19 protein-coding genes are annotated in these 25,221 nt (G+C 71.1%); 8 read left to right on the top strand and 11 right to left on the bottom strand.

Annotated elements, in window-relative coordinates; genetic code table 11:
* Positions 1–54: 54 nt before the first annotated feature.
* Entirely contained in the window at positions 55–459 is a 405-nt protein-coding gene (locus ACFXJ5_RS01140; RefSeq protein ID WP_384625115.1) for a DUF4307 domain-containing protein, read from the bottom strand.
* Between the two features lie 98 nt (positions 460–557).
* On the opposite strand from ACFXJ5_RS01140, the gene mca reads away from it, so the two are divergent.
* Positions 558–1,433 carry a mycothiol conjugate amidase Mca gene (mca, locus tag ACFXJ5_RS01135; protein WP_384625113.1) on the top strand — a complete coding sequence of 292 codons (876 nt, stop codon included), beginning with the start codon at positions 558–560 and terminating at the stop codon, positions 1,431–1,433.
* A gap of 12 nt (positions 1,434–1,445) precedes the next feature.
* A complete protein-coding gene (locus ACFXJ5_RS01130) occupies positions 1,446–1,730 on the top strand; it encodes a hypothetical protein (RefSeq protein ID WP_384625110.1) in 285 nt (94 codons plus the stop codon).
* Here ACFXJ5_RS01130 and ACFXJ5_RS01125 read toward each other — a convergent pair.
* Positions 1,727–4,855: a tetratricopeptide repeat protein gene (locus ACFXJ5_RS01125; RefSeq protein ID WP_384625108.1), complete on the bottom strand. Its 3,129-nt coding sequence runs from the start codon at positions 4,853–4,855 to the stop codon at positions 1,727–1,729. The genes ACFXJ5_RS01130 and ACFXJ5_RS01125 overlap by 4 nt on opposite strands.
* 80 nt (positions 4,856–4,935) lie before the next feature.
* Here ACFXJ5_RS01125 and ACFXJ5_RS01120 point away from each other — a divergent pair, with 80 nt between their 5' ends.
* Positions 4,936–6,966: a thioredoxin domain-containing protein gene (locus ACFXJ5_RS01120; protein ID WP_384625105.1), complete on the top strand. Its 2,031-nt coding sequence runs from the start codon at positions 4,936–4,938 to the stop codon at positions 6,964–6,966.
* Here ACFXJ5_RS01120 and ACFXJ5_RS01115 read toward each other — a convergent pair.
* Together ACFXJ5_RS01115 and ACFXJ5_RS01110 are read right to left on the bottom strand one after the other, a co-directional pair.
* Positions 6,957–8,084: a glycosyltransferase gene (locus ACFXJ5_RS01115; RefSeq protein ID WP_384626508.1), complete on the bottom strand. Its 1,128-nt coding sequence runs from the start codon at positions 8,082–8,084 to the stop codon at positions 6,957–6,959. The two genes, ACFXJ5_RS01120 and ACFXJ5_RS01115, sit on opposite strands and share 10 nt — an antisense overlap.
* 38 nt (positions 8,085–8,122) lie before the next feature.
* Positions 8,123–9,472, bottom strand: a complete 1,350-nt coding sequence (locus ACFXJ5_RS01110; protein WP_384625102.1) for a glycosyltransferase family 2 protein — start codon at positions 9,470–9,472, stop codon at positions 8,123–8,125.
* Positions 9,473–9,870: 398 nt separating this feature from the next.
* Here ACFXJ5_RS01110 and ACFXJ5_RS01105 point away from each other — a divergent pair, with 398 nt between their 5' ends.
* Positions 9,871–11,322, top strand: a complete 1,452-nt coding sequence (locus ACFXJ5_RS01105; protein ID WP_384625099.1) for an ArnT family glycosyltransferase — start codon at positions 9,871–9,873, stop codon at positions 11,320–11,322.
* A gap of 1 nt (position 11,323) precedes the next feature.
* Positions 11,324–13,744 carry a galactose oxidase-like domain-containing protein gene (locus tag ACFXJ5_RS01100; RefSeq protein ID WP_384625096.1) on the top strand — a complete coding sequence of 807 codons (2,421 nt, stop codon included), beginning with the start codon at positions 11,324–11,326 and terminating at the stop codon, positions 13,742–13,744.
* Between the two features lie 7 nt (positions 13,745–13,751).
* Here ACFXJ5_RS01100 and ACFXJ5_RS01095 read toward each other — a convergent pair whose 3' ends face one another.
* The 3 genes from ACFXJ5_RS01095 to trhA form a co-directional block, all read right to left on the bottom strand.
* A complete protein-coding gene (locus tag ACFXJ5_RS01095) occupies positions 13,752–14,378 on the bottom strand; it encodes a TetR/AcrR family transcriptional regulator (protein WP_384625094.1) in 627 nt (208 codons plus the stop codon).
* A gap of 5 nt (positions 14,379–14,383) precedes the next feature.
* Positions 14,384–15,946 carry an MFS transporter gene (locus ACFXJ5_RS01090; protein WP_384625091.1) on the bottom strand — a complete coding sequence of 521 codons (1,563 nt, stop codon included), beginning with the start codon at positions 15,944–15,946 and terminating at the stop codon, positions 14,384–14,386.
* Positions 15,947–16,074: 128 nt separating this feature from the next.
* Positions 16,075–16,773 carry a PAQR family membrane homeostasis protein TrhA gene (gene trhA, locus ACFXJ5_RS01085; protein WP_384625088.1) on the bottom strand — a complete coding sequence of 233 codons (699 nt, stop codon included), beginning with the start codon at positions 16,771–16,773 and terminating at the stop codon, positions 16,075–16,077.
* A 253-nt stretch (positions 16,774–17,026) separates the two neighbouring features.
* Here trhA and ACFXJ5_RS01080 point away from each other — a divergent pair, with 253 nt between their 5' ends.
* The gene (locus ACFXJ5_RS01080; RefSeq protein ID WP_384625085.1) at positions 17,027–18,856 is read left to right on the top strand and encodes a phosphoenolpyruvate carboxykinase (GTP); all 1,830 of its coding nucleotides are present in this window, start codon (positions 17,027–17,029) and stop codon (positions 18,854–18,856) included.
* A gap of 217 nt (positions 18,857–19,073) precedes the next feature.
* On the opposite strand, the gene ACFXJ5_RS01075 is transcribed toward ACFXJ5_RS01080, so the two are convergent.
* The 4 genes from ACFXJ5_RS01075 to ACFXJ5_RS01060 all read right to left on the bottom strand — a co-directional run bounded on the left by ACFXJ5_RS01075 (position 19,074) and on the right by ACFXJ5_RS01060 (position 23,881).
* Positions 19,074–19,487 carry an SCO4983 family protein gene (locus tag ACFXJ5_RS01075; RefSeq protein WP_384625084.1) on the bottom strand — a complete coding sequence of 138 codons (414 nt, stop codon included), beginning with the start codon at positions 19,485–19,487 and terminating at the stop codon, positions 19,074–19,076.
* Between the two features lie 69 nt (positions 19,488–19,556).
* Positions 19,557–20,768, bottom strand: a complete 1,212-nt coding sequence (locus tag ACFXJ5_RS01070; RefSeq protein ID WP_384625082.1) for a pyridoxal phosphate-dependent aminotransferase — start codon at positions 20,766–20,768, stop codon at positions 19,557–19,559.
* A 199-nt stretch (positions 20,769–20,967) separates the two neighbouring features.
* A complete protein-coding gene (locus ACFXJ5_RS01065) occupies positions 20,968–22,521 on the bottom strand; it encodes an amidohydrolase family protein (protein ID WP_384625079.1) in 1,554 nt (517 codons plus the stop codon).
* A 121-nt stretch (positions 22,522–22,642) separates the two neighbouring features.
* Entirely contained in the window at positions 22,643–23,881 is a 1,239-nt protein-coding gene (locus tag ACFXJ5_RS01060; RefSeq protein WP_384625077.1) for an amino acid deaminase, read from the bottom strand.
* 108 nt (positions 23,882–23,989) lie between these two features.
* On the opposite strand from ACFXJ5_RS01060, the gene ACFXJ5_RS01055 reads away from it, so the two are divergent.
* Positions 23,990–24,745, top strand: coding sequence for an IclR family transcriptional regulator (locus ACFXJ5_RS01055; RefSeq protein ID WP_384625075.1), 756 nt, complete (start codon positions 23,990–23,992; stop codon positions 24,743–24,745).
* Complete coding sequence (locus ACFXJ5_RS01050) at positions 24,742–25,164, top strand: RidA family protein (RefSeq protein WP_384625073.1); 423 nt, start codon at positions 24,742–24,744, stop codon at positions 25,162–25,164. The genes ACFXJ5_RS01055 and ACFXJ5_RS01050 overlap by 4 nt, the downstream gene beginning before the upstream one ends.
* The last annotated feature ends 57 nt before the right edge of the window (positions 25,165–25,221 follow it).

Here is a 25,221-nt window from a genome sequence, read left to right as displayed (position 1 = left end):
GGGCGAAACCACGAGCTTAACAATTTCCGCCCACAAAGGGCGAGAGTGAACGGCTCAGGCGGTCTGACAGCCGAGAAGCTCGGCGCTTGTGCCGCGAGCGGTGGTGCGGATGGTGACCACCGTGTCGATGCGGCTGCTGTGCTGGGTCAGCCGCACATCCCGGCGGCCCACCTCGGTCCCGTCCGCCGCGACCGAACGCAGCGTGCACACGGCCGTGACGCCGCTGTCCTTACGGACCTCGAGATGCGTGTCGACGGCGTGGTCGGAGACCACCTCGAACGTGATGACCTCGGCGCTGACCTTCGTACCGGCGACCGTTGTCCACCCGTACCAGCCGATCAGGACCAGCGCGACCGCCCCGAGAACGAAGCCCACCCGCCGGAGCGTACGGTCGGCCTGTGCGTCGGAGCGGCCGCGGCCGTAACGCCCCTCCGGCAGCTCTTCGCGCACGGCGGTCATAGTCGGATCCTCCTGGGAGCGGGCCCTCGGGATTAAACGGCCCCTCGCTTCGGTCACTATAGAAGCCGCGTCCGTGACCGATGACAGAGGATCCAGCCTTGACCGAGCAGCTGCGACTGATGGCCGTCCACGCCCACCCCGACGACGAGTCGAGCAAGGGCGCGGCCACCATGGCGAAGTACGTGTCCGAGGGGGTGGACGTCCTCGTCGCCACCTGCACGGGCGGTGAGCGAGGCTCCGTACTCAACCCCAAGCTCCAGGGCGACCCCTACATCGAGGAGCACATCCACGAGGTACGGGCCAGGGAGATGGACGAGGCCCGCGAGATCCTGGGCGTCAAGCAGGCGTGGCTCGGCTACGTCGACTCCGGCCTCCCCGAGGGCGACCCGCTGCCCCCGCTCCCGGAGGGCTGCTTCGCGCTCCAGGACGTGGACGAGGCGGCCGGCACGCTGGTGAAGCTCATCCGCGAGTTCCGCCCGCACGTGATCACCACGTACGACGAGAACGGCGGCTACCCGCACCCCGACCACATCATGACCCACACGATCTCCATGGTCGCCTTCGACGCCGCCGGCGACCCCGAGCGCTACCCCGAGGCCGGCGAGCCTTGGACGCCGCTCAAGCTCTACTACAACCAGGGCTTCAACCGGCAGCGCACCGTGGCCCTCCACGAGGCGCTGCTGGAGCGCGGCATGGAGTCCCCGTACGGGGAGTGGCTGGAGCGCTGGAAGAGCTTCGACCGCCCGGAGCGGTCGATCACCACGCATGTGCCGTGCGCCGACTTCTTCGAGATCCGCGACAAGGCGCTGCTCGCCCACGCCACGCAGATCGACCCGGACGGCGCGTGGTTCCACGTGCCCATGGACATCCAGAAGGAGATCTGGCCGACCGAGGACTACGAGCTCGCGCAGTCCCGCGTGGACACCTCGCTCCCTGAGGACGACCTCTTCGCGGGCGTCCGCGAGGCCGGGTAGACAATGGGTCCCGTGAACCAGACTTTCGGCACGGCCGCCGCCCAGCTCGTCCCTCTCGCGGACGTCAACGAGAACAAGGTGACGCCCGGTCTCCTTGGCTTCGTCATCTTCGCGCTGATCGGCCTGGCGCTGTGGTGGCTTATGAAGAACATGAACAAGCAGTTCCACAAGATCGACTTCGAGGAGGTGCCGGAGCCGGCGGAGGCGTCGGAGGCGTCGTCGACCGACACCGTCGACACCGCCGGCCCCGGGGACTCCGCGGCGGCGAAGGTCGGCGGCGCCGCCAATGGCGACTAGCGGCTGTCCCGCACGGTCCCGGCCGACGGCACCGCCAGGACCATCCTGGTGCCGCGTGACGGGACCATGCCCAGCTCCCAGGCTCGCCAGGGGGTTCCGGGCGCGATGCCGCGTTCCAGCAGCAGGGCGAAGGCGTCGGCGTACTCCTCCAGGTCCAGGTCGCGGCCGTCGTACGGGTCGGCGAGGAGGGCGGCGAGGTCGGCGGCGGCGCGGCCCGCGCCCTGCTCGGACATGAGCGGGCGCAGGGTGCACTGCACGAAGCGCGCCCAGTCGAGCCCGCGTCGGTCGCCGATCAGGGCGAAGAGGCGTTCGGCGTCCTCGACGAGGGTGAGGGCGTCGGGGACGCGGCCGTTGCCGGCGTCGATGACGGCGAGCTCGATGCAGGACCAGCCCTCGCCGTGCGGGACGCGGATGCGGCGGAAGTCCTGGCGGGCGTCCTGGAGGAGCTGGCGGGCGAAGCCGCTGTTGCGCAGGTTGCCGGTGCGCGCGGCGCGCTGGTCGCGGGTGACGCGGGCGGAGTGGTGGCGGGCGCAGGCCAGGCCGTAGACGTCCCTCATCCGGCTGAACATGCTGCGGGCCCGCTCCAGGGCGCGCAGGGCGGCGTCCCGGTCGCCGCTCTCCTCCAGGGCGTGGCCGAGGTAGTACAGGGACCAGGCCTCGCCCCGGGCGTCCTCGCAGGCGCGGTGGCGTACGAGGGCGTCGCCGAGCTGCTGGGCGGCGGCCTGCGGAGCGCCCCGCAGCAGCTGGGCACGGGCGAGCTGGGTGGTGGTCCAGGCCTGGCCGCGGGGGTCGCGGGTGGCGGCGTAGAACTCGTCGGCGGCCCGCAGCTCCTGCTCGCCGCGCTCTACGTCGCCGGTGCTCAGGTGCAGCTGGCCGAGCTGGAGATGGGCCCAGGCCTGGCCGAGCACGCTGTCGCTCTCGCGGTGCAGGACGAGGGCGTCGTCGAGCAGCGCCCGGGCCTCCGCCAGCCGGCCGGCGTCGCGCAGGACGGCGCCGAGCGCGTGCAGGGTCCAGGCGCGGTCGGGCCGCTGGTCCTCGCCGGTCTGCAGCTCCAGGGCCTCGCGGAGCTTGTCCTCGGCCTCGGGGAGGCTGCCCTGCTGCTGGAGCGTGATGCCGAGGCTGCACAGCGCGCGGGCCGCGCCCGCCGGATGCTGCGCCTCGAAGTACAGATTGACCACCGACGCCAGGGTCGACCGGGCCTTGTCCAGATCGCCGAGCTGCCGGGCCGCGATGCCGGTACGCCACTGCACGGACCGGATCAGCAGGCCCTGCTCCTCGTCACGGACCGCCTGGTGCCGCTGCGCCAGCTCGCTGATCTCGCCGAGCCGGTAGAGGTCGCCGCGCAGCAGGCAGTAGTCGCACAGGGCGCTGAGCAGATGCTGTACGGCGGCCTGGTCGACGTCCTCGGAGTGCCGCAGGGCGGCGGTGATGAAGCTCGACTCCTCGTCCAGCCAGCGCAGGGCGAGGTCGAGCGAGTCGAAGCCGTGCGAGCCGAAGCGGTTGCCCCTCGGCGAGGTCCTGCCGTCCACCAGGCGGATGACGGAGCCGGCGAGTTCGGCGTAACTGCGGATCAGGCGTTCGTGGGCGGCGGCGCGCTCGGCGGGCTCCTCCTCGTCGTGCAGCCGCTCGTGCGCGAAGCGCCGTACGAGGTCGTGCAGCCGGTAGCGGCTGCCGCGCACGTGGGTGAGCAGCCCGGCGTCGGCGAGGTCCCGGAGGCGGCGGTCGGCCTCCTGCGCGTCGGTGGCGAGCAGCGCGGCGGCCGCGGCCCCGCCCAGGCTGGCCCGGCCGGCGAGGGCGAGCCGGCGCAGGAGGCGGCGGGAGGCCTCGGGCTGGTCGTGGTAGCGCAGCGCCAGCGCCCGGTCGACGGGATCCTGCGGACCGTATACCGCCAGGTCGGCGGCGAGTCGGCCGGCCGAGCGGCGCCCGAGCGAGGACCCGGCGACCCGCAGCGCGAGCGGCAGGCCGCCGCAGAGCGTACGGATGTCCTCGACGTGCTGCGCGTCGAGCGAGGTGTCGTCCGGGCCGGCAAGCGCGGCCAGCAGCTCGTACGAGGCGTCGGCGTCCAGCGGCTCGACGGCGAGGGTGCGCACGCGCGCGCCCGGGACGGACAGGTCCATCGGCTCGGTGGCGGTGACCAGGACGAGGCTGTCGGAGTGCAGGGGGACAAGCGCGCGGATCAGCTCGGGGTCGGCGGCGTCGTTGAGGACGATGATGACCGGCACCCCGGTGAGGTGCTGCTGGTACTGCTCGCCGAGCCGCCGCAAGTGCTGGTCGTGCGACGGCCGTTCGCGGAAGAGCAACTGCTCACGGGGCGCGCCGAACCGGTTCAGCAGATGCAGCAGCGCGTCCCGTACGGGCAGCGGCGGCTCGTCGGGCGCGGCCCCGCGTACGTCCACGACGCAGGCGCCGCGGAACTGGTCGCGTAACTGCTGGGCGGCGTGCAGCGCGAGCGCGGAACGGCCCGATCCGCCCGGCCCGTGCAGGAGGACGACCACGGGCGCCGTCCCGGGGGAGACCCGGGCCTGCTGCACCCACTGGGAGATCTGCCGCAGTTGCTCCCGGCGGCCGGTGAACGGCCCCTCCACGTCCGGGAGATGGCCGAAGGACTGGTCGAGCAGGCTGCGGGCCCGGGCCGCCGCGCTGCGGTCCGTACGGCGTGGCGCGGGCACCGTGTTCCGGGGCGCGGCCGCCGCCGCCTCCGGAGCCGCCCGGTGCCGCTCCAGGAACGGCCGCACCCCGCGCCGCTCCACCGCCGCCAGCCACCGCTCCCGTGCCTCCTGGGCCCCGCCCCCAGCGGTCGCCCTCAGCGCCGTGGCGGCCCCGGCGCCCACCACGGCCACCGCCGCCGCGGTGCCAGCGGCCGTCCCCGCCGACGTACCGAACCCCAGATCCGCCGCGAACGCCGCCACCGCCCCCGCCGCGGTCACCACCACCCGCCCGATCCCCTGACCCCGCTCCCGCCCCTCCAGCACCGCCGCATACGCCGCGTACTCCTCGGGTGCCGCCCGCGCGATCTCCTCCAGTTCGGCCCGCGCCCGCTCCAGCAGCGGCCCGGCCTCCACGGTCCGCTCCAGCAGCCGCCCCACCTCGCCGCGGTGCGCCGGCGGCAATCGCGTCGTCGTCAAGATGTGTCCCCCTCAGTCACCCGCTTCTCAGTGTCCTGCCGTAACCGTCACAAGGCGACACCGTGTGTGAGGCTGGGGACATGGCCAATCGACTCAGCGGTTCCACCTCCCCGTACCTTCTCCAGCACGCCGACAACCCCGTCGACTGGTGGCCCTGGACCGACGAGGCCTTCGAGCAGGCGCGTGAGCGCGGGGTGCCGGTGCTGCTGAGCGTGGGGTATTCCAGCTGTCACTGGTGTCATGTGATGGCCCGTGAGTCCTTCGAGGACGAGGACATCGCCGCGTATCTCAACGAGAACTTCGTGCCGGTGAAGGTCGACCGCGAGGAGCGGCCGGACGTCGACGCCGTCTACATGGAGGCCGTGCAGGCGGCCACCGGCCAGGGCGGCTGGCCGATGACGGTCTTCCTGACGCCCGACGCGGAGCCCTTCTACTTCGGTACGTACTTCCCGCCCGCGCCCCGGCACGGCATGCCCGGCTTCCGTCAGGTCCTGGAGGGCGTGGTGGCCGCCTGGCGGGACCGGCGCGAGGAGGTCGGGGAGGTCGCCGCGCGGATCGTGAAGGACCTGGGCGGCCGGAGCATGGCGTACGAGGGGGTGTCGCCGCCCGGTGAGTCGGAGCTGGCGGCGGCGCTGCTGGGGCTGACGCGGGAGTACGACTCGGCGCGCGGGGGGTTCGGCGGGGCGCCGAAGTTCCCGCCGTCGACGGTGCTGGAGTTCCTGCTGCGGCACCACGCCCGGACCGGGGCGGAGGGCGCGCTGCAGATGGCGGCCGACACCTGTGAGGCGATGGCCCGGGGCGGGATCTACGACCAGCTCGCGGGTGGCTTCGCGCGCTATTCGGTGGACCGGGAGTGGGTGGTCCCGCACTTCGAGAAGATGCTGTACGACAACGCGCTGCTGTGCCGCGTGTACGCGCACCTGTGGCGGTCCACCGGCTCGGATCTGGCCCGCCGGGTGGCCCTGGAGACCGCCGACTTCCTGGTGCGGGAGCTGCGCACGGAGCAGGGCGGCTTTGCCTCCGCGCTGGACGCGGACAGTGATCGCGCCGACGGCACGCACGCCGAGGGCGCCTTCTACGTGTGGACGCCCGCCGAGCTGCGCGAGGTGCTCGGCGAGGAGGACGCGGCGCCGGCGGCCGCGTACTTCGGGGTGACCGAGGAGGGCACCTTCGAGGAGGGTGCGTCGGTGCTGCAACTGCCCAAGGACGCGGGGCTGGTGGACGCGGCCCGGATCGCCTCCGTTCGGGAGCGGCTGCTCGCGGCGCGGGAGACCCGGCCGCGCCCTGGGCGGGACGACAAGGTGGTCGCCGCCTGGAACGGGCTGGCCGTCGCCGCGCTCGCCGAGACCGGCGCGTACTTCGAGCGGCCCGACCTGGTGGCCGCCGCGCTGGACGCCGCCGACCTGCTGGTCCGGGTCCACATGGACGAGCACGGGCGGCTCGCCCGGACCTCGCGGGACGGTGTGAGCGGCGGCCACGCGGGCGTCCTGGAGGACTACGGCGACGTGGCCGAGGGCTTCCTCGCGCTGGGCGCGGTCACCGGGGAGGGCGTGTGGCTGGACTTCGCCGGGCTGCTGCTCGACTCCGTGCTGCGGCACTTCGTGGGGGAGGACGGCACGCTCTACGACACCGCCGACGACGCGGAGGCCCTGATCCGGCGCCCCCAGGACCCGACCGACAACGCGGCGCCCTCCGGGTGGACGGCGGCGGCCGGGGCCCTGCTGTCGTACGCCGCCTACACCGGCTCCGGTACGCACCGCGACGCGGCCGAGCGGGCGTTGGGCGTGGTGGGCGCGCTGGCGGGGCGCGTGCCGCGGTTCATCGGCTGGGGGCTGGCCGTGGGGGAGGCGGCGCTGGACGGCCCCCGGGAGGTCGCGGTGGTCGGCCCCGCCGCGGACCCGGGCACCGCCGCCCTGCACCGGACGGCGCTGCGGGGGACGGCGCCGGGCGCGGTGGTGGCCGCCGGGGAGCCGGGCAGCGACGAGTTCGCGCTGCTGGCCGGCCGGCCCCTCGTCGGCGGCCGGCCGGCAGCGTACGTGTGCCGCCACTTCGTGTGCGCCGCGCCGACCGCCGACGCGGAGGTCCTCAGGGAGCAGCTGGGTCAGGCCTGACGGCGCTGGTAGAGCATCCGGTCGACGATCACGAACCGCAGGGCGAAGACCACGACGAGGCTGAGCGCGGTGGCCGGCACCGGCGGGATGCCGGCGCCGGTGACGAGGAGTGCGAGCAGCGGGATCCGGACGACGAGGTCGGCGTTGCCGAGGGCGCCGAAACCGAGCATGCGCAGGGAGCGGCGATGCTGCCTGCGGTGGTCGCGGTAGACCAGTGAGTCGATGATCAGGAAGTTCCAGAGCAGCCCTGCCTGGTTGGCGATCACCTCGGCCGGTACGTAGTGCATGCCCGCGCCGTGGATGAGCAGCCACAGGACGGCCAGGTTGGGCAGGAAGCCGGACGCGCCCACCAGGCCGAAGGCGATCATCCGGGCGCGGGACTCGGCCGTGCGCAGCAGGGCGAGGTGGCGCAGGAAGCGCAGCCCCTCCTTGACGGTGGACTTGGACTCGCCGGCGAAGCGTTCGCCGAACTCGTACGGCAGCTCCGCGACCCCGCGCGGCCGGCAGCGCACGGCCAGCTCGAGCAGGATCTTGTAGCCGAGGGGGCGCAACCCCTCACCGCCCAGGCCGCGTTCGACGGCCTCGCGGCGGATGGCGAAGAAGCCGCTCATGGGGTCGGAGACGGCGTGCAGGGCGCGTGGGAAGACGGCCTTGGCCACCAGCGTCGACGCCCCGGACACCAGCATCCGGTAGCCGCCGGCGAGCCCGCGGCGGCTGCCGCCCTCGGCGTAGCGGCTGGCGACGACCAGTTCGGCGCCGGTCCGCTCGCCGGCCGCGATCAACTCCGGGATCAGGCCCGGCGGGTGCTGCAGGTCGGCGTCCATGACGACGATCCAGGGCGAGGTGGTGCGGGCGATGCCCTCCACGACCGCGCCGCCGAGGCCGCCGTGGGGTTCGGGTCTGTGGTGGACGGCGACGGGGATCGGGCAGCGTAAGGCCGCGTCGCGTACGGCCTCGGGGGTGTTGTCGGTGGAGTCGTCCACGAAGAGCACGTCCACGGCTCCGGCGCCCGCCGCGTCCGGCGGCAGCGCCGCGCAGATCCGGGACAGCAACTCGTCGATGTTGGCGACCTCGTTGAAGGTCGGCACGACCAGCGAGATCGCCGGTGGAGTGGTCATGACGGAAGGGGTGGGAGCGGGCAGCGGCGAGCTGGTGGTCACAGTGCCTCCTGAGGGTCGGGCCTGACTGCGGCGGGTGTGCGGCTCGGCTCGTGCTCCAAGGGGTGCTCCAGGGCGTGCCCCAGGTGGGGCGCCGGCTGATGTTCCGGCTGGTGGTCCAGGTGGGCGCCGACGTGCGAGGTCAGCTCCCAGTCCTTGCGTCCCGTGTACTCGCGCCAGACCGCCCGCACGGCTGCCGCGGCCAGGACCAGTCCGTAGACCGGGGTGCCGACGAGCAGCTTGGCGTAGTGCACCGGCGTGATCCGGAAGCCGTACTCGCGGCCGAAGTCGTGCAGGGCGACGCACTCGAAGACCGTCATCGCGGCCATCGGCAGCACCGGCAGCCAGGCGAACAGCGAGATCGGCAGCGGGATCCCGCCGAGCAGCGCCACGAGCACGCCGAACGGCACCATCACGCCGGTGAACGCCTGGACGAAGGGCGTGGTGAGGGTCCAGCGGGCCAGGACGCGCTGCCGCACGGGCAGCCGCCGCCACTCGCCCTTGCGCAGCACCTGCAGGAAGCCCTGGTTCCAGCGGGTGCGCTGCTTGTAGAGGCCCCGCAGGGAGTCCGGGGTCTCCTCGCGGGTGACCAGCGCCGCGTGGTAGGCGACCACGACCTTGGCGCCGCGGCTGGACAGGCGTACGCCGAGGTCGCAGTCCTCTGCGAGGCAGTCGCCGTCCCAGCCGCCGGTGGCGCGCAGCAACTCGGCGCGTACGAAGACGGTGTTGCCGCCGAGCGGGATGAAGCCCTTGCGGGCGTGCAGATGGAGCCGGCTGCGGAACCAGAAGAAGTACTCCAGGCAGTTGCGCAGGCTGTACCAGCTGCTGTCGTAGTTGACGAGCTGGACGCCGCCCTGGACCACGTCGGCGGAGGCGCCGCGGAAGGCGTGGTCGACGTGGGTGAGCAGCTCGCGATGGACGATGTCCTCCGCGTCGAAGACCCCGATGATCTGGCCCCGGCAGTGCGGCAGCGCGGTGTTGAGGGCCCGGGGTTTGTTCTTGGCCTCGTGGTGGTCGGTGACGACCTTGACCCGGTCCGGGTGGTGCCCGGCGAGGCCGTGCGCGATGGCGGCGGTGCCCGGGTCGTCATGGCCGACGACGATCACCACTTCGAAGTCCGGATGGTCGATGAGCAGCATCCGCTCGACGGTGTGCTCCAGGACCTGCTCCTCGTGGCGGGCCGGGACCAGTAACGAGAAGGACAGCCGGTGTGCTCCGTCGGGTTCGGCGAAGGCGGTGGCGTCCAGGGTCTCCGGGGTGCGCCAGGCGTGCATCATCCACCAGAGCGTGACGCCGGCCGCCGCCATGAGCAGCAGTGAATCCAGTAAAAGGGCAGCGGAAATCCACATCGTTCCCCCCCACTTCATATTCCATAATTTCCCCGGGCCGGACGCTAGCAGTCGATTTTCTTTGGCGTCAACACGCCCTCGGATTAGGTCGCCGCCGTCAAGATCGTGGATTTTGAAGATTCATGGGAGCGGAATAAATCGTTTACGTGTAGGCAATGTGGAGACTGTGGACTTCCTGTGGACAGTCGTTCGGTTTTTCCGTCTCCTGGCGGTATGGGGGCGGCTTGAGGTGGGTTTTCAGGGGGGTATGTCCCATGGGCAGCTCGGTAATTTCCACAGAACTCTTGGTTAATCCTTCGCTAACTCCGGATAGCGAAAAGCCGCCCGGCGGCACCGGAGTGGCCGATTCCAGAAAATTCCGGTGGCTGAATTTCGCGTTTCCGGTGGTGGCGCTGTCGGTGATCGTTTCCTTACGCGCCTGGAATATCGGCCGCAGCCCGTTCCCGAATGACGACGAGGGTACTTATCTCGCGCAGGCGTGGGCGGTCGGGCACGGGGTGGGGCTGGCCCACTACACGTACTGGTACGACCACCCGCCGTTCGGCTGGATCCAGCTCAGCTGGCTGGCCTGGCTGCCGGCCTGGCTGGCCCCGGATCAGCCCACCTTCGTCCAGGGCCGGATCGCGATGCTGCCGGTCGCCGCGGCCGGCGCGCTGCTCGTCCACCTCGTCGCCCGCCGCGTCGGTCTCGGCCGGCCCGCCGCCCTCGGCGCGATGCTGCTCTACGGGCTGTCGCCGCTGGCGGTCACCCTGAACCGGCAGATCTACCTCGACAACTTCGCCGTGGTGTGGGCGCTGGCCGCCTTCGCGCTGGCGCTGTCACCGCGCCGGCATCTGTGGCACCACGTGGCGTCCGGGGCCTGCCTGGCGGCGGCGGTGCTGTCCAAGGAGACCATCGTGGTCGTCCTGCCCGCTCTGCTGTACGCGCTCTGGCACGGCAGCCACCCGCGGACCCGGACCTTCTCCTTCGCCGGCTTCGCCTCCGGGCTCGCCCTGACCGGCATGTTCTATCCGCTCTACGCCGTCCTGAAGGGCGAGTTGTTCCCCGGCGCCGGCCATGTCTCGCTGATCGGCTCGCTGGGCTTCCAGCTCGGCAGCCGGGCCGGCACCGGCTCCCTGTTCCAGTCCGGCACCGAGGCCCACGCCCTGCTCGACGAGTGGCTGGCCGCCGACCCCGTGCTCATCCTCGGTGGCAGCGCCGCCGCGCTGGCGGCCCTGACGGTGCGCCGGCTGCGGCCCATCGCGCTCGCCGCCCTGATCCTGGCCGCCGTCGCCGCGCGGCCCGGCGGCTACCTGCCCAAGATGTACGTCATCCAGCTGCTGCCCTTCCTCGCCATCGCCCTCGCCGGCATAGTCCAGGCCGCCGTCCGCGCCTTGCCCGGCGGCCGCGTCCCGCGCATCGCGGCGGCGGTCACCGTCCTCGCCACCGCGACCGCCCTGCTCGGCCCGGTCTGGTACCAGGGGGACCGCGACGTCGTTCGCACCAACGACACCACCGTCTACTACGACGCGGCCCGCTGGCTGCGCGCCGGCCACATAGCCGACCCCGCCCACACCCGCATCGTCACCGACGGCGTGCTGTGGCTGGATGCCGTCAACGCCGGCTTCACACCGGGGACCGGAGTCATCTGGCACTACAAGCTCGACCAGGACCCGGCCATCAAGAAGACCCTCCCGCACGGCTGGCGCGACATCGACTACGTCGTCTCCACCCCGGCCCTGCGCGGCGAGCGCAAGAACCTCCCGACCGTGAAGGCCCTGCTGGACCACTCGAAGCCCGTGGCCACCTTCGGCGAGGGTGACGGCCGGATCGACATCCTGCGGACCGACAACACCAAGGCGGTGCGCTGACATGCCCCGCAGCCGTGGAGAAGGCCACAGACGACGCCTGCGCCTGGTCGTCGCCACCGTACTGTTCTCGCTGCTCACCGTCGGACTCGCGCTGAGCCCCGAGGCGCCGGTCGCACACGCCGCCGTCAACCTGGTGACCAACCCGGGCCTGGAGACCGTCGACCCCGCCACCGGATTCCCCAGCTGCTTCGAGAAGTCCGGCTACGGCGACAACGACTCCACCTTCACCGTGACCGGCGCCGCCGGCGCCCACAGCGGCGCCCACGCCGTCGAGATCGGCATCACCCGGCTCACCTCCGGCGACCGCAAGACGATGATGCTGGAGAACGGCTGCGCACCGGCCGTCGCCCCGGACCACCAGTACGACCTGTCGCTCTGGTACCGGACGACCTCCGCGAACAGCGTGCTCACCCTCTTCCGGCACGACACCACCGAGGGCTGGGTCTTCTGGACCGACCTCAACACCCTCGCGGTGACCAGCACGTATCAGCGCGCCGAGGTCCGCACCCCCGCCGTCCCGGCCGGCACCGACCGGATCACCTGGGGCGCCACCCTCTACGGCACCGGCACCCTCGCCACCGACGACTACTCGATGGTCGACGCCACCGTGCCCGACCCGGGGCCCGACCCCTGCACCACCGACCCCAACGGACCGGCCTGCGTCGGCAAGTGGCAGGTCGTCGAGATGCCCTCGCCGGTCCGTGCCATCCACTCGGTCCTGCTGCGCAACGGCAAGGTGCTGCTGATCGCGGGATCGGGCAACGACCGCGACGCCTTCGCCGCCGGCACCTTCAAGACCACCGTCTTCGACCCGGTGAACTACACCTACACCGATGTGCCCACGCCCGCCGACTTCTTCTGCGCGGGACATGTCCAACTCGAGGACGGCAGAGTCCTGGTGCTGGGCGGCAACAAGGACTACGCCTCGCCCGACGGAACCGTCGGCTACAAGGGACTGAAGACCAGTTACGTCTTCGACCCGGAGACCATGACCTACACCCGCACCAACGACATGATCGCCGGTCACTGGTACCCGTCCGCCACCGAGATGGGCAACGGCGACGTGGTCACCCTCGGCGGCCTCGACGAGAACGCCGCCGGCACCGTCATCAATGAGCGCTTCGACTACGCCTCCGGCACCTGGAAGGGCTGCTGCGACAAGCAGACCTGGAGCTTCTGGGGCCTGTACCCGGCCGCGATCCTGCTCCAGGACGGCCGCCTCTTCTACTCCGGCAGCCATGTCTTCGGCGTCGGCCTGTCCGGCACCGGCGCCTCGGTCTACAACTACGACACCGGCACCATCACAGACGTACCCGGTCTGCGCAAGAAGGACGAACGCGACCAGTCGATGTCCGTACTCCTGCCACCCGCCCAGTCCCAGAAGGTGCTGACCATCGGCGGCGGCAACCACACCGTCGCGCCCGACGCGCACCGCCTCACCGACCTGATCGACCTCACCGCCGCCTCGCCCTCGTACGTGGCCGGGCCGGACCTCCCGCAGGGCACCTACGCCGACGGCACCCCCCAGACCGGCGACCAGGGCAAGGTGTACGTCTCCGCGGTGATCCTGCCCGACGGCAAGGTGCTGGAGACCGGCGGCGCCCTGCACACCTACCGCGAGGACCCGGTCTTCGAGGCCTCGACGTACGACCCGGTGAGCAACACCTTCCACGCCGGCCTGGCCACCGACCCGGTGCCGCGCACCTACCACTCCTCGGCGCTGCTGCTGCCCGACGGCCGGGTGCTCACCGTCGGCAACAACCCCGGCGACGGGTCCTTCGACCGGCGCATCTCGATCTACTCGCCGCCGTACCTCTTCCGTGGCGACCGGCCGCAGATCGCCTCGGTGGCCTCGACCCAGTGGTCGTACGGCTCGACTCAGCGCATCACCGTGGACCGTACGGTCACCAAGGCCTCGCTGATCCGTCCGGCGGCCGTCACCCACTCCTCCGACCCCAACCAGCGCTACGTGGACCTGCCGATGACCGTCGACGGCAACACCGTCGACCTGAGCCTCACCAGCAATCCCAATCTCGCCCCACCGGGCTGGTACATGCTCCAGGTCGTCGACGCCGCCGGGGTCCCGTCGACCTCCACCTGGGTCCAGATCGGCGAGACCCAGACCGCCGCCGCCCACGTCCAGCCCTTCGCCGACGACCTCGCCACGGCGAAGCCGGCCAAGAAGAAACCGGCCAAGGCCAAGGGCGTGAAGGTCCCCGAGGGCTACGACGGCTGTGACCACGCCTACGGCAAGATCAGCCAGTGCGTGCCCTGGACCTTCCCGGCCATGGCCAAGGCCGACCGCTGCGACTGGCTCGCCGGGCACAGACTCGCCGCCCTGAAGGTCAACGGCCGCGACCGGCTCGGGCTCGACACCAACAAGGACGGCACGGCCTGCGGGCCCGGCGACAAGGGGGTCTAGGGCACGCCTAGGGACTGTCCTGCCCGGGGCCCTGGCCGGTGAAGTTGGCGGCGAGGATCCGCAGGGTGCGATCGAGGACGTCGGCCAGGTTTTCGCGGCCGTCGTCCTCGATCCAGGCCATGATGGCCTCGCTCCAGGCGCCGAGGAGGCCGCTGACGACGATGCGGGTCTCCAGGTCGTCCACGGACCGGTCGTCGCGCTCGGCGAGGGCGCGGGTCATGAGGTTGCACGAGAGCTGCATGTTCTCGCCCATACGGGCGCGGATGGCAGGGACGTCACGTGCCAGCCGCATCCGCTGGACCATTTCCTCGCTGTCGGCGGCGTACATGTCGTGGAGCGGGCCCAGCACCGCATGCCGGATCGACTCGATGATCGGCTCTCCGGCCGGCCTGGCGCGGAGGATGGCCACCATGATCGGGTCGTACTCGTCCGTGAGGACGATGTCCTCCTTGGTGGGGAAGTAGCGGAAGACCGTACTGGGCGAGACCTCCGCCGCCGCCGCGATCTGCTCCACCGTGGTGCCGTCGTAGCCCTGCTCCTCGAAGAGGCGGTAGGCGGCGCGGCGGATCGCCTGGCGGGTCTGGATCTTCTTGCGCTCGCGCAGGCCGGGCTTGGGGTGGGCGGTGGAGACCATGGTCGTTATTGTCGGGCATCCGCCGTCTCCGGGGCGAGGGCGGCGTCGTCGGCCGGTGCCTGCGTCCTCGGATCGGGCAGGAAGAGCGCGACCAGGACCGCTGCCACCAGCGAGGCGGCGGCGCAGACCAGCAGGGCGAGGTCCATGCCGTGGACGTATGCGGCGTTCGCCGATGCCGCCAGCGCCGGATCGCCGAGGGCGGCTGCGACGGCGTGCGCGGCGCCGACCGAGCCCGTGGCGGCGTGCGCTGCGGCGGCGGGAAGCCCGGCGGTGTCGAGGCGGTCGGAGTAGGCGCCGGCGATGACGCTGCCGAGGATGGCCACGCCGATCGCGCCGCCGGTCTGGCGCAGCGTCATCAGCAGCCCGGAGCCGCTGCCGGCCCGGTCCTTGGGCAGCGCCCCGAGGGCGGCGTCCATGGCCGGGATCATCGCGAACCCGAAGGCGAAGCCGGTGATGGCCAGCCAGAGCGCGGTGGCCCCGTAACCGTCGGAGACGGCCGTACGCGACCCGAGCACGGCGGCGGCCGTCAGCACCAGCAGCCCGGCCGTGATCACCGGACGCGCCCCGAAGCGGCTGACCAGCGGGGCGCTGCCGCGCGCCGCGACGAGTAGGCCGCCCATCAGCGGCATCAGCCGCAGCCCGGTGCCGAAGGCGTCGTTGCCGAGCACGACCTGCAGATACTGCGGTACGAGGAAGAGCAGCCCGGTGAGGATGAAGGTCACCAGGGTGGCCGACACGCTGTTCCACAGGAATCCGCGGTGCCGCAGTAGCCCGAGGTCGAGCATCGGCCGGGCCATGCTCCGCTCGCGCAGCACGAGGCCGGTGAGCAGGGCGACGCCGGAGAACAGCATGAGCAGCACGAGCGGGTCGCCCCAGCCGTCCCGGGGCGCCTCGATGATGCCGAAGACGAGCGCGCCGAGCCCGGCGAGGGTGAGCAGGGTGCTGGCGGCGTCGACCCTGGGGGCGGCCGGGTCGCGGGTCTCGGGCAGCAGGAAGAGGCAGGCGGTGACGCCGATGGCGACCAGCGGGATGTTGATCAGGAAGATCGAGCCCCACCAGAAGTGGTCGAGCAGCGTGCCGCCGATGATCGGCCCGAGCGGCATGCCGAGCGCCATGGCCGCGGTGACCGCGCCGACCGCCTTGCTGCGCTCCTCGGGCCCGAAGAGCGAGGGCAGTACGGACAGGGCCAGCGGCATCACCAGGGCGGCGCCCAGCCCCATGACCGTACGGGCGCCGATGACCGGTCCCGGCGAGCCGGCGAGGGTGCCTCCGAGCGAGCCGGCGAGGAAGATCAGCAGGCCGGTGATGAGCATCCGGCGGCGGCCGAAGCGGTCGCCGAGCAGGCCGGCCGGGAGCATGGCGGCGGCGAAGACGACGACGTACGAGTCGACGATCCACTGCTGGTCGCCGGTGTTGGCGCCGAGCTGGGTGGCGATGGTGGGCAGGGCGACGTTCAGGATCGTCATGTCGAATCCGATGACGATCATGCTGGCGACCAGGGCGCCGAGGGCCCACCAGCGGCGGGGGTCGGGCGGTGGTGTCTGCGTCGGTGCGTGCGGCGTCGTCATGACGCGCCTCCGATGAGAGTGAGCATCAAGTGGAAGTGACTCTCAAAAGAGAGTAGCCATCATTTAGGGCATGCGAAAGCCCCGCCCCCGGACTTCCGGGAGCGGGGCTCGACGTCGCAGCTCAGGACCTACGAGTGCGTGTACGCCACCAGTGAGATGCCCACGTAGTGCACCACGAAGGCCCCCACCGTGAGGGAGTGGAACACCTCGTGGAAGCCGAACCACTGCGGCGACGGGTTCGGTCGCTTGGTGCCGTAGATCACCGCGCCCGCGCTGTAGAGCAGGCCGCCGACGACGATCAGGACCATCACGGCGATGCCGCCCGTGCGCATGAAGTCGGGCAGGAAGAACACCGCCGCCCAGCCGAGCGCGATGTAGCAGGGGGTGTAGAGCCAGCGCGGCGCGCCGACCCAGAAGACCCGGAAGGCGATCCCGGCCAGTGCTCCGACCCAGACCATCCACAGCAGTATGTCCTGCTGGCCGCCGTTGAGCAGAAGGATCGTGAGCGGTGTATACGTTCCGGCAATAATCAGGAAAATATTTGCGTGGTCCAGGCGGCGCAGCACCGCCTCGCCGCGCGGGCCCCAGTTCCCACGGTGGTACAGGGCGCTGACCCCGAAGAGCGCGCAGGCCGTGACGGTGAAGACCGCGCAGGCGATCCGGCCTCTGGTGCTCTCCGCGAAAGCCGTCAGCGTGACGCCGGCAATGAGTACCGCCGGGAACATTCCGGCATGCAGCCACCCTCTGAGCTTGGGCTTTATGGGGTGGGCCAAGGCGAGCTCTGCTACGTCAGGGGTCACAGCGGAAGTCTGGTCGACCTTCGTCATGCGGTCAATGCTAGCTACTCCACCGTAGGTTACGGCTCCGTAGGTTCCAGTGTTACGAGTGGCGATGCTCACGCATTGCGCCCTGGACAGATCCCGTTTCCTGTCCTGATACTCATATGAGTGCGGACGGCACCGGATGAGCATCCCACGAAGCGGCATCCGGGTCGCAGCCCCCAAGGGGCCGACAACAGCAGCTCAACACCCTCAAACAACACACGCCCGGTGAGTGCACACCAGGCGGATCGGAGCGATCGTGGCGCGCGTCAAAGCGGCTCCCACCAATCACAAGAAACTGATCGCATGGGTCGGCGAGATAGCCGAGCTGACCCAGCCTGACGAGATCGTGTGGTGCGACGGCTCGGAGGACGAGTACCAGCGCCTCGCCGACGAACTCGTCGAGAAGGGCACGTTCAAGAAGCTCGATCCGATCAAGCGCCCCAACTCGTACTACGCAGCCTCCGACCCGACCGACGTCGCTCGCGTCGAGGACCGCACCTTCATCTGCTCCGAGAAGGAGGAGGACGCGGGCCCGACCAACCACTGGAAGCACCCCGACGAGATGCGCGCCATCTTTACGGGTGAGGGGGGCCTCGCCGGTGAGAAGGGCCTGTTCCGCGGCTCCATGCGCGGCCGCACGATGTACGTCGTCCCCTTCTGCATGGGCCCGCTGGGCTCGGAGCTCTCTGCCATCGGCGTCGAGATCACCGACTCCGCGTACGTCGCCACCGCCATGCGCACCATGACCCGTATGGGCCAGGAGGTGCTGGACGAGCTCGGCGAGGACGGCTTCTTCGTCAAGGCCGTGCACAGCGTCGGCGCCCCGCTCGCCGAGGGCGAGGCCGACGTGCCGTGGCCCTGCAACTCCACCAAGTACATCTCGCACTTCCCCGAGGCCCGCGAGATCTGGTCCTACGGCTCCGGCTACGGCGGCAACGCCCTGCTCGGCAAGAAGTGCTACGCGCTGCGCATCGCCTCGGTGATGGCGCGTGACGAGGGCTGGCTGGCCGAGCACATGCTCATCCTCAAGCTGACCCCGCCGCGCGGTGAGGCCAAGTACGTCGCAGCGGCCTTCCCGAGCGCCTGCGGCAAGACCAACCTCGCCATGCTGGAGCCCACCATCTCCGGCTGGACCGTCGAGACCATCGGCGACGACATCGCCTGGATGCGCTTCGGTGAGGACGGCCGCCTCTACGCGATCAACCCCGAGGCCGGCTTCTTCGGCGTCGCGCCGGGCACCGGCGAGGCCACCAACGCCAACGCCATCAAGACCCTCTGGGGCAACTCGGTCTTCACCAACGTCGCCCTCACCGACGACAACGACATCTGGTGGGAGGGCCTCACCGAGGAGCTCCCCGCCCACCTCACCGACTGGAAGGGCAACGACTGGACGCCGGAGTCCGGCACCCCGGCCGCCCACCCCAACGCCCGCTTCACCACCCCGGCGGGGCAGTGCCCGATCATCGCGCCCGAGTGGGAGGACCCCAAGGGCGTGCCGATCTCGGCGATCCTCTTCGGCGGCAGGCGCGCCTCGGCCGTACCGCTGGTGACCGAGTCCTTCGACTGGCAGCACGGCGTCTTCCTCGGCGCCAACGTCGCCAGCGAGAAGACGGCGGCCGCCGAGGGCAAGGTCGGCGAGCTGCGCCGCGACCCCTTCGCCATGCTTCCGTTCTGCGGTTACAACATGGGCGACTACTTCGGCCACTGGGTCAAGCTGGGCCAGGAGCACGACGCGGCCAAGCTGCCCAAGATCTACTACGTCAACTGGTTCCGCAAGGACGCCGAGGGCCGCTTCGTGTGGCCGGGCTTCGGCGAGAACAGCCGCGTCCTGAAGTGGATCGTCGACCGCCTCAACGGCCGGGCCGAGGGCGTCGAGACCCCCATCGGCATCCTCCCGGCCGAGGGCGCCCTCGACACCGACGGCCTGGACATCTCCCAGGAGGACCTGGACCTGCTCCTGTCGGTCGACCTGGACGTCTGGCGCGACGAGGCCTCGCTCATCCCCTCCCACCTGGAGACCTTCGGCGACCACACGCCCAAGGAGCTGTGGGACGAGTACCGCGCGCTGGTCGCGCGGCTCGGCTGACGCTGACCCGGATTCGGGCCGCCCAACCCTCACCTGCGCGTGCGGCGCGGGGCGGCGGCCCGATGGCGCGGCACAGCCAACCGGCAGGGAGCCCCCGACCCTGACCCTCTGCCGGGCGGGCTGAGCCAACCCTCAAACGGAAGGCCCGAGGCGCATGCCTCGGGCCTTCCGGCTTTGCTGTGCTGCGGGTTCTAGGGGCTCTACGGGTTTTGTGGAGTCAGGCCGCGGCAAGCGCGGCGTCGTGGGCGTCGAGGCGCTGTGCGGCCAGCACCGCGCCGGCCGTGTCCTGGCGGGATGCCGCGACGACGAGGGCCCGGCCGGCCAGTGCCTGGGCACGTCGGTGCAGCGCGGCAATACGATCCGGGGTGGCCTCGACCGCGGTCGCCAGCGGCAACCGGGCCGGCGCGACGCCGTGGCGCAACCGCGCCACGCACTCGGCGAGCTGCTCGGCCGCGCTGCCGAGGTCGTCGCCCGGGGCGAGGGCGCGTAGCTCGTCTGTGACGGTGAGCAGCGCCGCGAGGTGACCGGCGAGCTGGAAGTCCAGTTCCTCGTCACGGCTGCGTCGCGGGGTTGCCGGAGTCGTCGTGGCCGCCACGCTGTGTACCGATTTGGTGCGTATCGGTTCGTACATGGATGCACTCCTCCTGCGATCAGGAGAACATCCTAACTTAGACATCGTCTAAATAGCGAGAGCTTCGAGCTACGGCTGGCTGTAACCGTCCAGGAAGTTGCCGATCTTGGTGACCGCCTCCGTCAGGTCCTCCTTGCTCGGCAGCGTCACCAGCCTGAAGTGGTCCGGCTCCGGCCAGTTGAAGCCGGTGCCCTGCACCACGAGGATCCGCTCCGACCGCAGCAGGTCCAGCACCATCTGCTGGTCGTCCTTGATCTTGAAGACCTTCGGGTCCAGCCTCGGGAACGCGTACAGCGCGCCCTTCGGCTTCACGCACGTCACGCCCGGGATCTGCGTCAGCAGGTCGTACGCCACGTCCCGCTGCTCCACCAGCCGCCCGCCCGGCAGTACCAGGTCCTTGATCGACTGCCGGCCGCCCAGCGCCGTCGCCACCGCGTGCTGCGCCGGGACGTTCGCGCACAGCCGCATGTTGGCGAGGATCGTCAGGCCTTCGAGATAGCTCGACGCGTGCGCCTTCGGGCCGCAGACCGCCAGCCAGCCGCTGCGGTAGCCCGCGACGCGGTACGCCTTCGACAGTCCGTTGAAGGTGAGCGTCAGCAGGTCGGGGGCGATGACCGTGGTGGGGGTGTGGGTGGCGTCGTCGTACAGGATCTTGTCGTAGATCTCGTCACTGCAGACGATCAGATTGTGGCGGCGGGCGATGTCCGTCAGCTCGCGCAACAGCTGGTCGTCGTAGACCGCGCCCGTCGGGTTGTTCGGGTTGATGATCACCAGGGCCTTGGTCCGGTCGGTGATCTTCCGCTCGATGTCGGCCAGGTCCGGATACCAGTCCGCCTGCTCGTCGCAGCGGTAGTGGACCGGCGTCCCACCGGAGAGCGAGACCGCCGCCGTCCACAGCGGATAGTCCGGCGACGGGATCAGCACCTCGTCGCCGTCGTCCAGCAGCGCCTGCATCGACATCTGGATCAGCTCGGACACCCCGTTGCCGAGGAAGATGTCCTCGACGTCCAGGTCCACGCCCTTGGTCTGGTAGTGCTGCATCACCGCCCGCCGCGCCGGCAGGATGCCCTTCGAGTCGCCATAGCCGTGCGCGCCGCCCAGGCTGCGCAGCATGTCCTCGAGGATCTCCGGCGGACACTCGAACCCGAACGCCGCCGGATTGCCCGTGTTCAGCTTCAGAATGCGATGGCCCGTCGCCTCGAGCCGCATCGCCTCCTCCAACACCGGACCCCGGATGTCGTAGCAGACGTTGGCGAGCTTCGTGGACTGGATCACCTGCATGTCTGGGAGCTTACGGCGACGAAACCGCCCGCGCATCGTGCTTTTGGCCACCCCGGCGGACCGTACGCCCCGCGAGGACGTCCGTGCGGCGGCCCGGCCCCTTTTTTCTGCGGCTCTCGCGACGCTTCGCTGCTTCGAGTCGCTGTGCCGGACTCCGTCCGGCGGGCCGGGGTGCGGTATCCGGGTGGAGGGCGTGCTTTTAGTGGCGTCTGATCGTGCGTCCGGCGAGGACGTCGGTGCGGTGGCCGTCTTCGATGATGAAGCGGCCGTTGATGAGGACGTGCGGGATGCCGTGGGGGAGGGTACGGGGGTGGTCGAAGGTGGAGCCGGCGGCGATGGTGTCGGGGTCGAAGAGGACGAGGTCGGCGCGGTAGCCGGGGCGGATGAGGCCGCGGTCGGGGAGGCGGAGGCGGGCGGCGGGGCGGGCGGTGAGGTGGGCGATGCAGGCTTCGAGGGTGAGGATGCCGAGGTCGCGGGTGTAGTGGCCGAGGTAGCGGGGGAAGGTGCCGTAGGCGCGGGGGTGGGGCTTGTCGCCGGTGAGGAGGCCGTCGGAGCCGGCGGTGTGGGCGGGGTGGCGCATGATCGCGCGGACGTTCTCCTCGTGGCCGACGTGCTGGAGGATGGTCGGGCCGAGCCGGTCGTCGAGGAGGAGGCGGCGGGCGGTGGCGAAGTCGGGAATCCGGCGGCCGACGTGGGAGGAAAGGGCGGGGTCGGTCACGCCGGAGACCTCGATCGTCGACCAGTCCATGGGCACGCCGTGGCAGCCGTCCGAGCCGTCGACCTCCATCGCGTGGCGGATGCGGTCCGCCGTCGGCTCGTCCCGCAGGCGGGCGAGGGTCGCCTCCGGGCCGCCCTCCGTGGCCCAGCTCGGCAGCATCGCCGCGAGCGTCGTGGACCCGGGGAGGTAGGGATACGTGTCGAGGGTGACGTCCGCGCCCTCCGCCAGGGCCCGGTCGAGCAGTGCGATCAGCTCGGGGGCGCGGCCCTTGTTCTCGTCGAAGTTCATGGTGGCGTGAGCGAGATGCAGGGCGCAGCCCGCGTTCTTGGTGACGGTGAGCATCTCTTCGTACGCCTGGAGGGCTCCGGCGCCGTAACTGCGGTGATGGGGGCAGTAGTAGCCGCCGTATGCGGCCACCACGCGGCACAGCTCGGTCAGTTCGGCGTCCGAGGCGTACATCCCGGGGGTGTAGGTGAGCCCGGAGGACATACCGACGGCGCCCTGAGCCAGGCCCTCGGCGACCAGTTCTTTCATGCGGGTGAGCTCGGCCGGGGTCGCCGGACGGTCCTCCCAGCCGACCGCGAGCATGCGGACGGTGCCCTGCGGGACGAGGTAGGCGGCGTTGACGGCGATGCCCTGGCGGTCGAGGCGGTCCAGGTATTCGCCGACGGTGCGCCAGTCGTAGTCGAGGTCCGGCGGATCGCCGTTCCACCCGATGATCTGGCGCCGGACCTCGGCGAGGGTGCGGTCGTCGACGGGGGCGTACGACAGGCCGTCCTGGCCGATCACTTCGAGGGTGACGCCCTGGGCGGCCTTCGCCTCGTGGGCGGGGTCCGTGAGGAGGGCGAGGTCGCTGTGGGCGTGCATGTCGATGAAGCCGGGGGAGAGGGCGAGGCCGTGCGCGTCGAGGGTGCGGCGGGCGGTCGACACCTGGCCGATCTCGGCGATCCGGCCTTCGCTGATGCCGACGTCTGCGCGGTAGGACGGGCCGCCGGTGCCGTCGATGACGCGGGCGTCGCGGATGACCAGGTCCATGGGCGCCTGTCCAGTGGGTGGTTGCGGGTGCGTTGGTGGGTGCGGGTCCGTGGCCGGGTTGTGCCAGCCCGTTCCGCCTCAGGCGGACGGCCTACCCACAACCCGGGAGCCACCCGCCGGGTCAGAAGAACGTACGGATGTAGTCCGTGACCGTGCCGTCCGGGTCGACCTGGGGGATGAGTTGCCACTTGTCGAAGGCCGTGCACGGATGGGACAGCCCGAGGGCGACCCAGTCGCCGACCTGCAGATCGGTCCCCGGCGTGACGGCGACGAAGGCGTGCTGGTCGGCGAGCTTGGTGACCGTGAGGCCGTCCGGGGGGAGGACCGTGCCGTCGGGGCGGCGGACGAGGTGAGGCACGGGGAGGTCGAGGTCGTAGGGGGCGTCGCGTTTGCCGGCGTTGAGGAGGGCGAGGGTGGGTTCGGGGCGGGAGAGGACCTGGGTCCAGAGGCGGAGGGCGGGTTCGAGGGAGCCCTTGTCGGGGATGCGGTCGTGGAACGGGGTGAGGTCGCGGTAGTGGACGTCGTCGTGGCTGACGTATGCACCGGAACGCAGTAGCTTCAGCACCGGCTTGGACAGGCCGCCGCCGACCGGCTCGAAGGCCTCCGCGACGAGGTCGAACCATTCGCTGCCGCCGGCGCTCAGCACGATCTCCTCCGCGTCCGCGAAGCGCCCCTCCGCATCGAACCGCTCCGCCAGGGCGACGAGTTCGCCCAGCCATGTGCGCACGTCGGGCGCCGTGGACTCGTAGCCCGCGACGCCGACCAGCCGCAGTTGCCGGGCCCCGGCGACCGCGTCGGCGACCAGAGCGGCGGTGTCGGAGTCGCGGACGCCCGTACGGCCGCCGTCGACGCCGAGTTCGACGACGACGTCCACCGGGCGGGTCAGGGCGGCGTCCATCAGCTCGACACCCCGTACGGAGTCGACGTAGCAGACGAAGCGGAAGCCGGGGTCGGCGTCGAGCTCGGCGGAGAGCCAGCGCAGCGCGGCCGCGTCGACCAGTTCGTTGGCCAGGAAGATCCGCTGGATGCCGTACGCGCGGTAGACCCGCACCTGGTGCGGTACGGCGGCGGTGATGCCCCAGGCGCCGTGGGCGAGCTGGCGCTCGAAGAGCTGCGGGGCCATGGAGGTCTTGCCGTGGGGGGCGAAGGCGAGGCCGTGCGCGCGGGCGTATGAGGCGAGTTGGGTGAGGTTGTGCTCCAGGGCGGGGGCGGAGAGCGTCAGCAGCGGGGTCGTGAAGCCGCCGTCGAAGAGGGAGCGGCGCTGGGCGGCGAGTTCGCGCACCGTGAGGCCCGCCGCGTCTGGTGGCAGGCCTTTGAAGCGGTGGTCGACGCGCTCGTCGTACAGCTCTTCGGCGGCCAAGAGAACCCTCCCGTTGCAAGATGTGCAATGAGCGTTGCGTACCGTGTTCCACGTTGTCTAACATCCCGGCCAGCGCCGGGTCAACGGCGAGAACGGACGAGCGACGACATGAGCCAGACAGTGGACCGCGCGCTGCGCATCCTGCCCCTGCTCGCCGAGGGACCGGCCAATCTGGCCGAGGTGGCGGGCCATCTGGACGTCCACAAGTCCACCGCGCTGCGCCTCCTGCACACCCTCCACGAGCACGGCATGGTCTACCGCCAGGACGACCAGCGCTACCGGCTCGGCGCCCGCCTCTTCGGCCTCGCGCAGCAGGCGATGGAGAGCCTCGACGTACGCGGCATCGCCCACCCCCACCTGGTGGCGCTCAACGAGCGGACCGGCCACACCGTCCACCTCGCCGTCCACGAGGAGGGCGAGGTGGTGGTCTACATCGACAAGGTCGAGAGCCGCTACCCGGTCCGCATGTACTCGCGGATCGGCAAGCCCGTCGCGATAACCGTCGCCGCCGTCGCCAAACTCCTGCTGGCCGACCTGCCGGAGGCCGAGCGCCGCGCCTTCGCCGAGCGCCTGGACTACCCGCGCTACACCGCCAAGTCCACGCCGGACGCCGACGCCTATCTCGCCGAGCTGTCCCGGGTACGCGAGCAGGGCTGGGCCACCGACCTCGGCGGGCACGAGGAGTCCATCAACTGCCTGGCCGCACCCATCCACGGCGCCGACGGCCGGGTCGCGGCGGCCTGTTCCATCTCCGCGCCGAACGTCGTCGTTGGCGCCGACGAACTGCTGAAACTGCGCCCGCTGGTGCTCCGTACGGCGGAGGCCATCAGCCGGGAGCTCTCCGGAAAGGAAGAAGACCTGTGAGCGACAAGAGCGGCAACAGCGACAAGACCGCGATCACCCCGTCCACCCACACCCCACCCCCCGCGAAGTTCTCGCACGGCGTCCGCAAGGGCAACATCCTCCAGGTCGCAGGCCAGGTGGGCTTCGGTCCGGCCGCCGAGGGGCAGGCGCCGGCCCCGGTCGGCCCGGGCCTGCGTGAGCAGACGCTGCAGACCCTCGCCAATGTGCAGTCGGTCCTGGAGGCGGGCGGCGCGACGTGGGAGGACGTCGTCATGATCCGCGTCTACCTCACCGACACCGCGCACTTCGCCGAACTCAACGAGATCTACAACGACTTCTTCGCGGACCTGAAGAGCGCCCCGGCCGCCCGCACCACCGTCTACGTCGGCCTCCCCGCAGGCCTGCTCATCGAGATCGACGCGCTCGCCGTCCTCGACTGACCCCCAGCACGCCCGGTTCGCCTGGCCCCCCGTTCGGCCGGCGCTCGCTTGGGCATG

The sequence above is a fragment of the Streptomyces sp. NPDC059373 genome (genome assembly GCF_042751495.1).
Lineage (GTDB): Bacteria > Actinomycetota > Actinomycetes > Streptomycetales > Streptomycetaceae > Actinacidiphila.
This window is presented reverse-complemented; position numbering and strand designations above follow the sequence as displayed.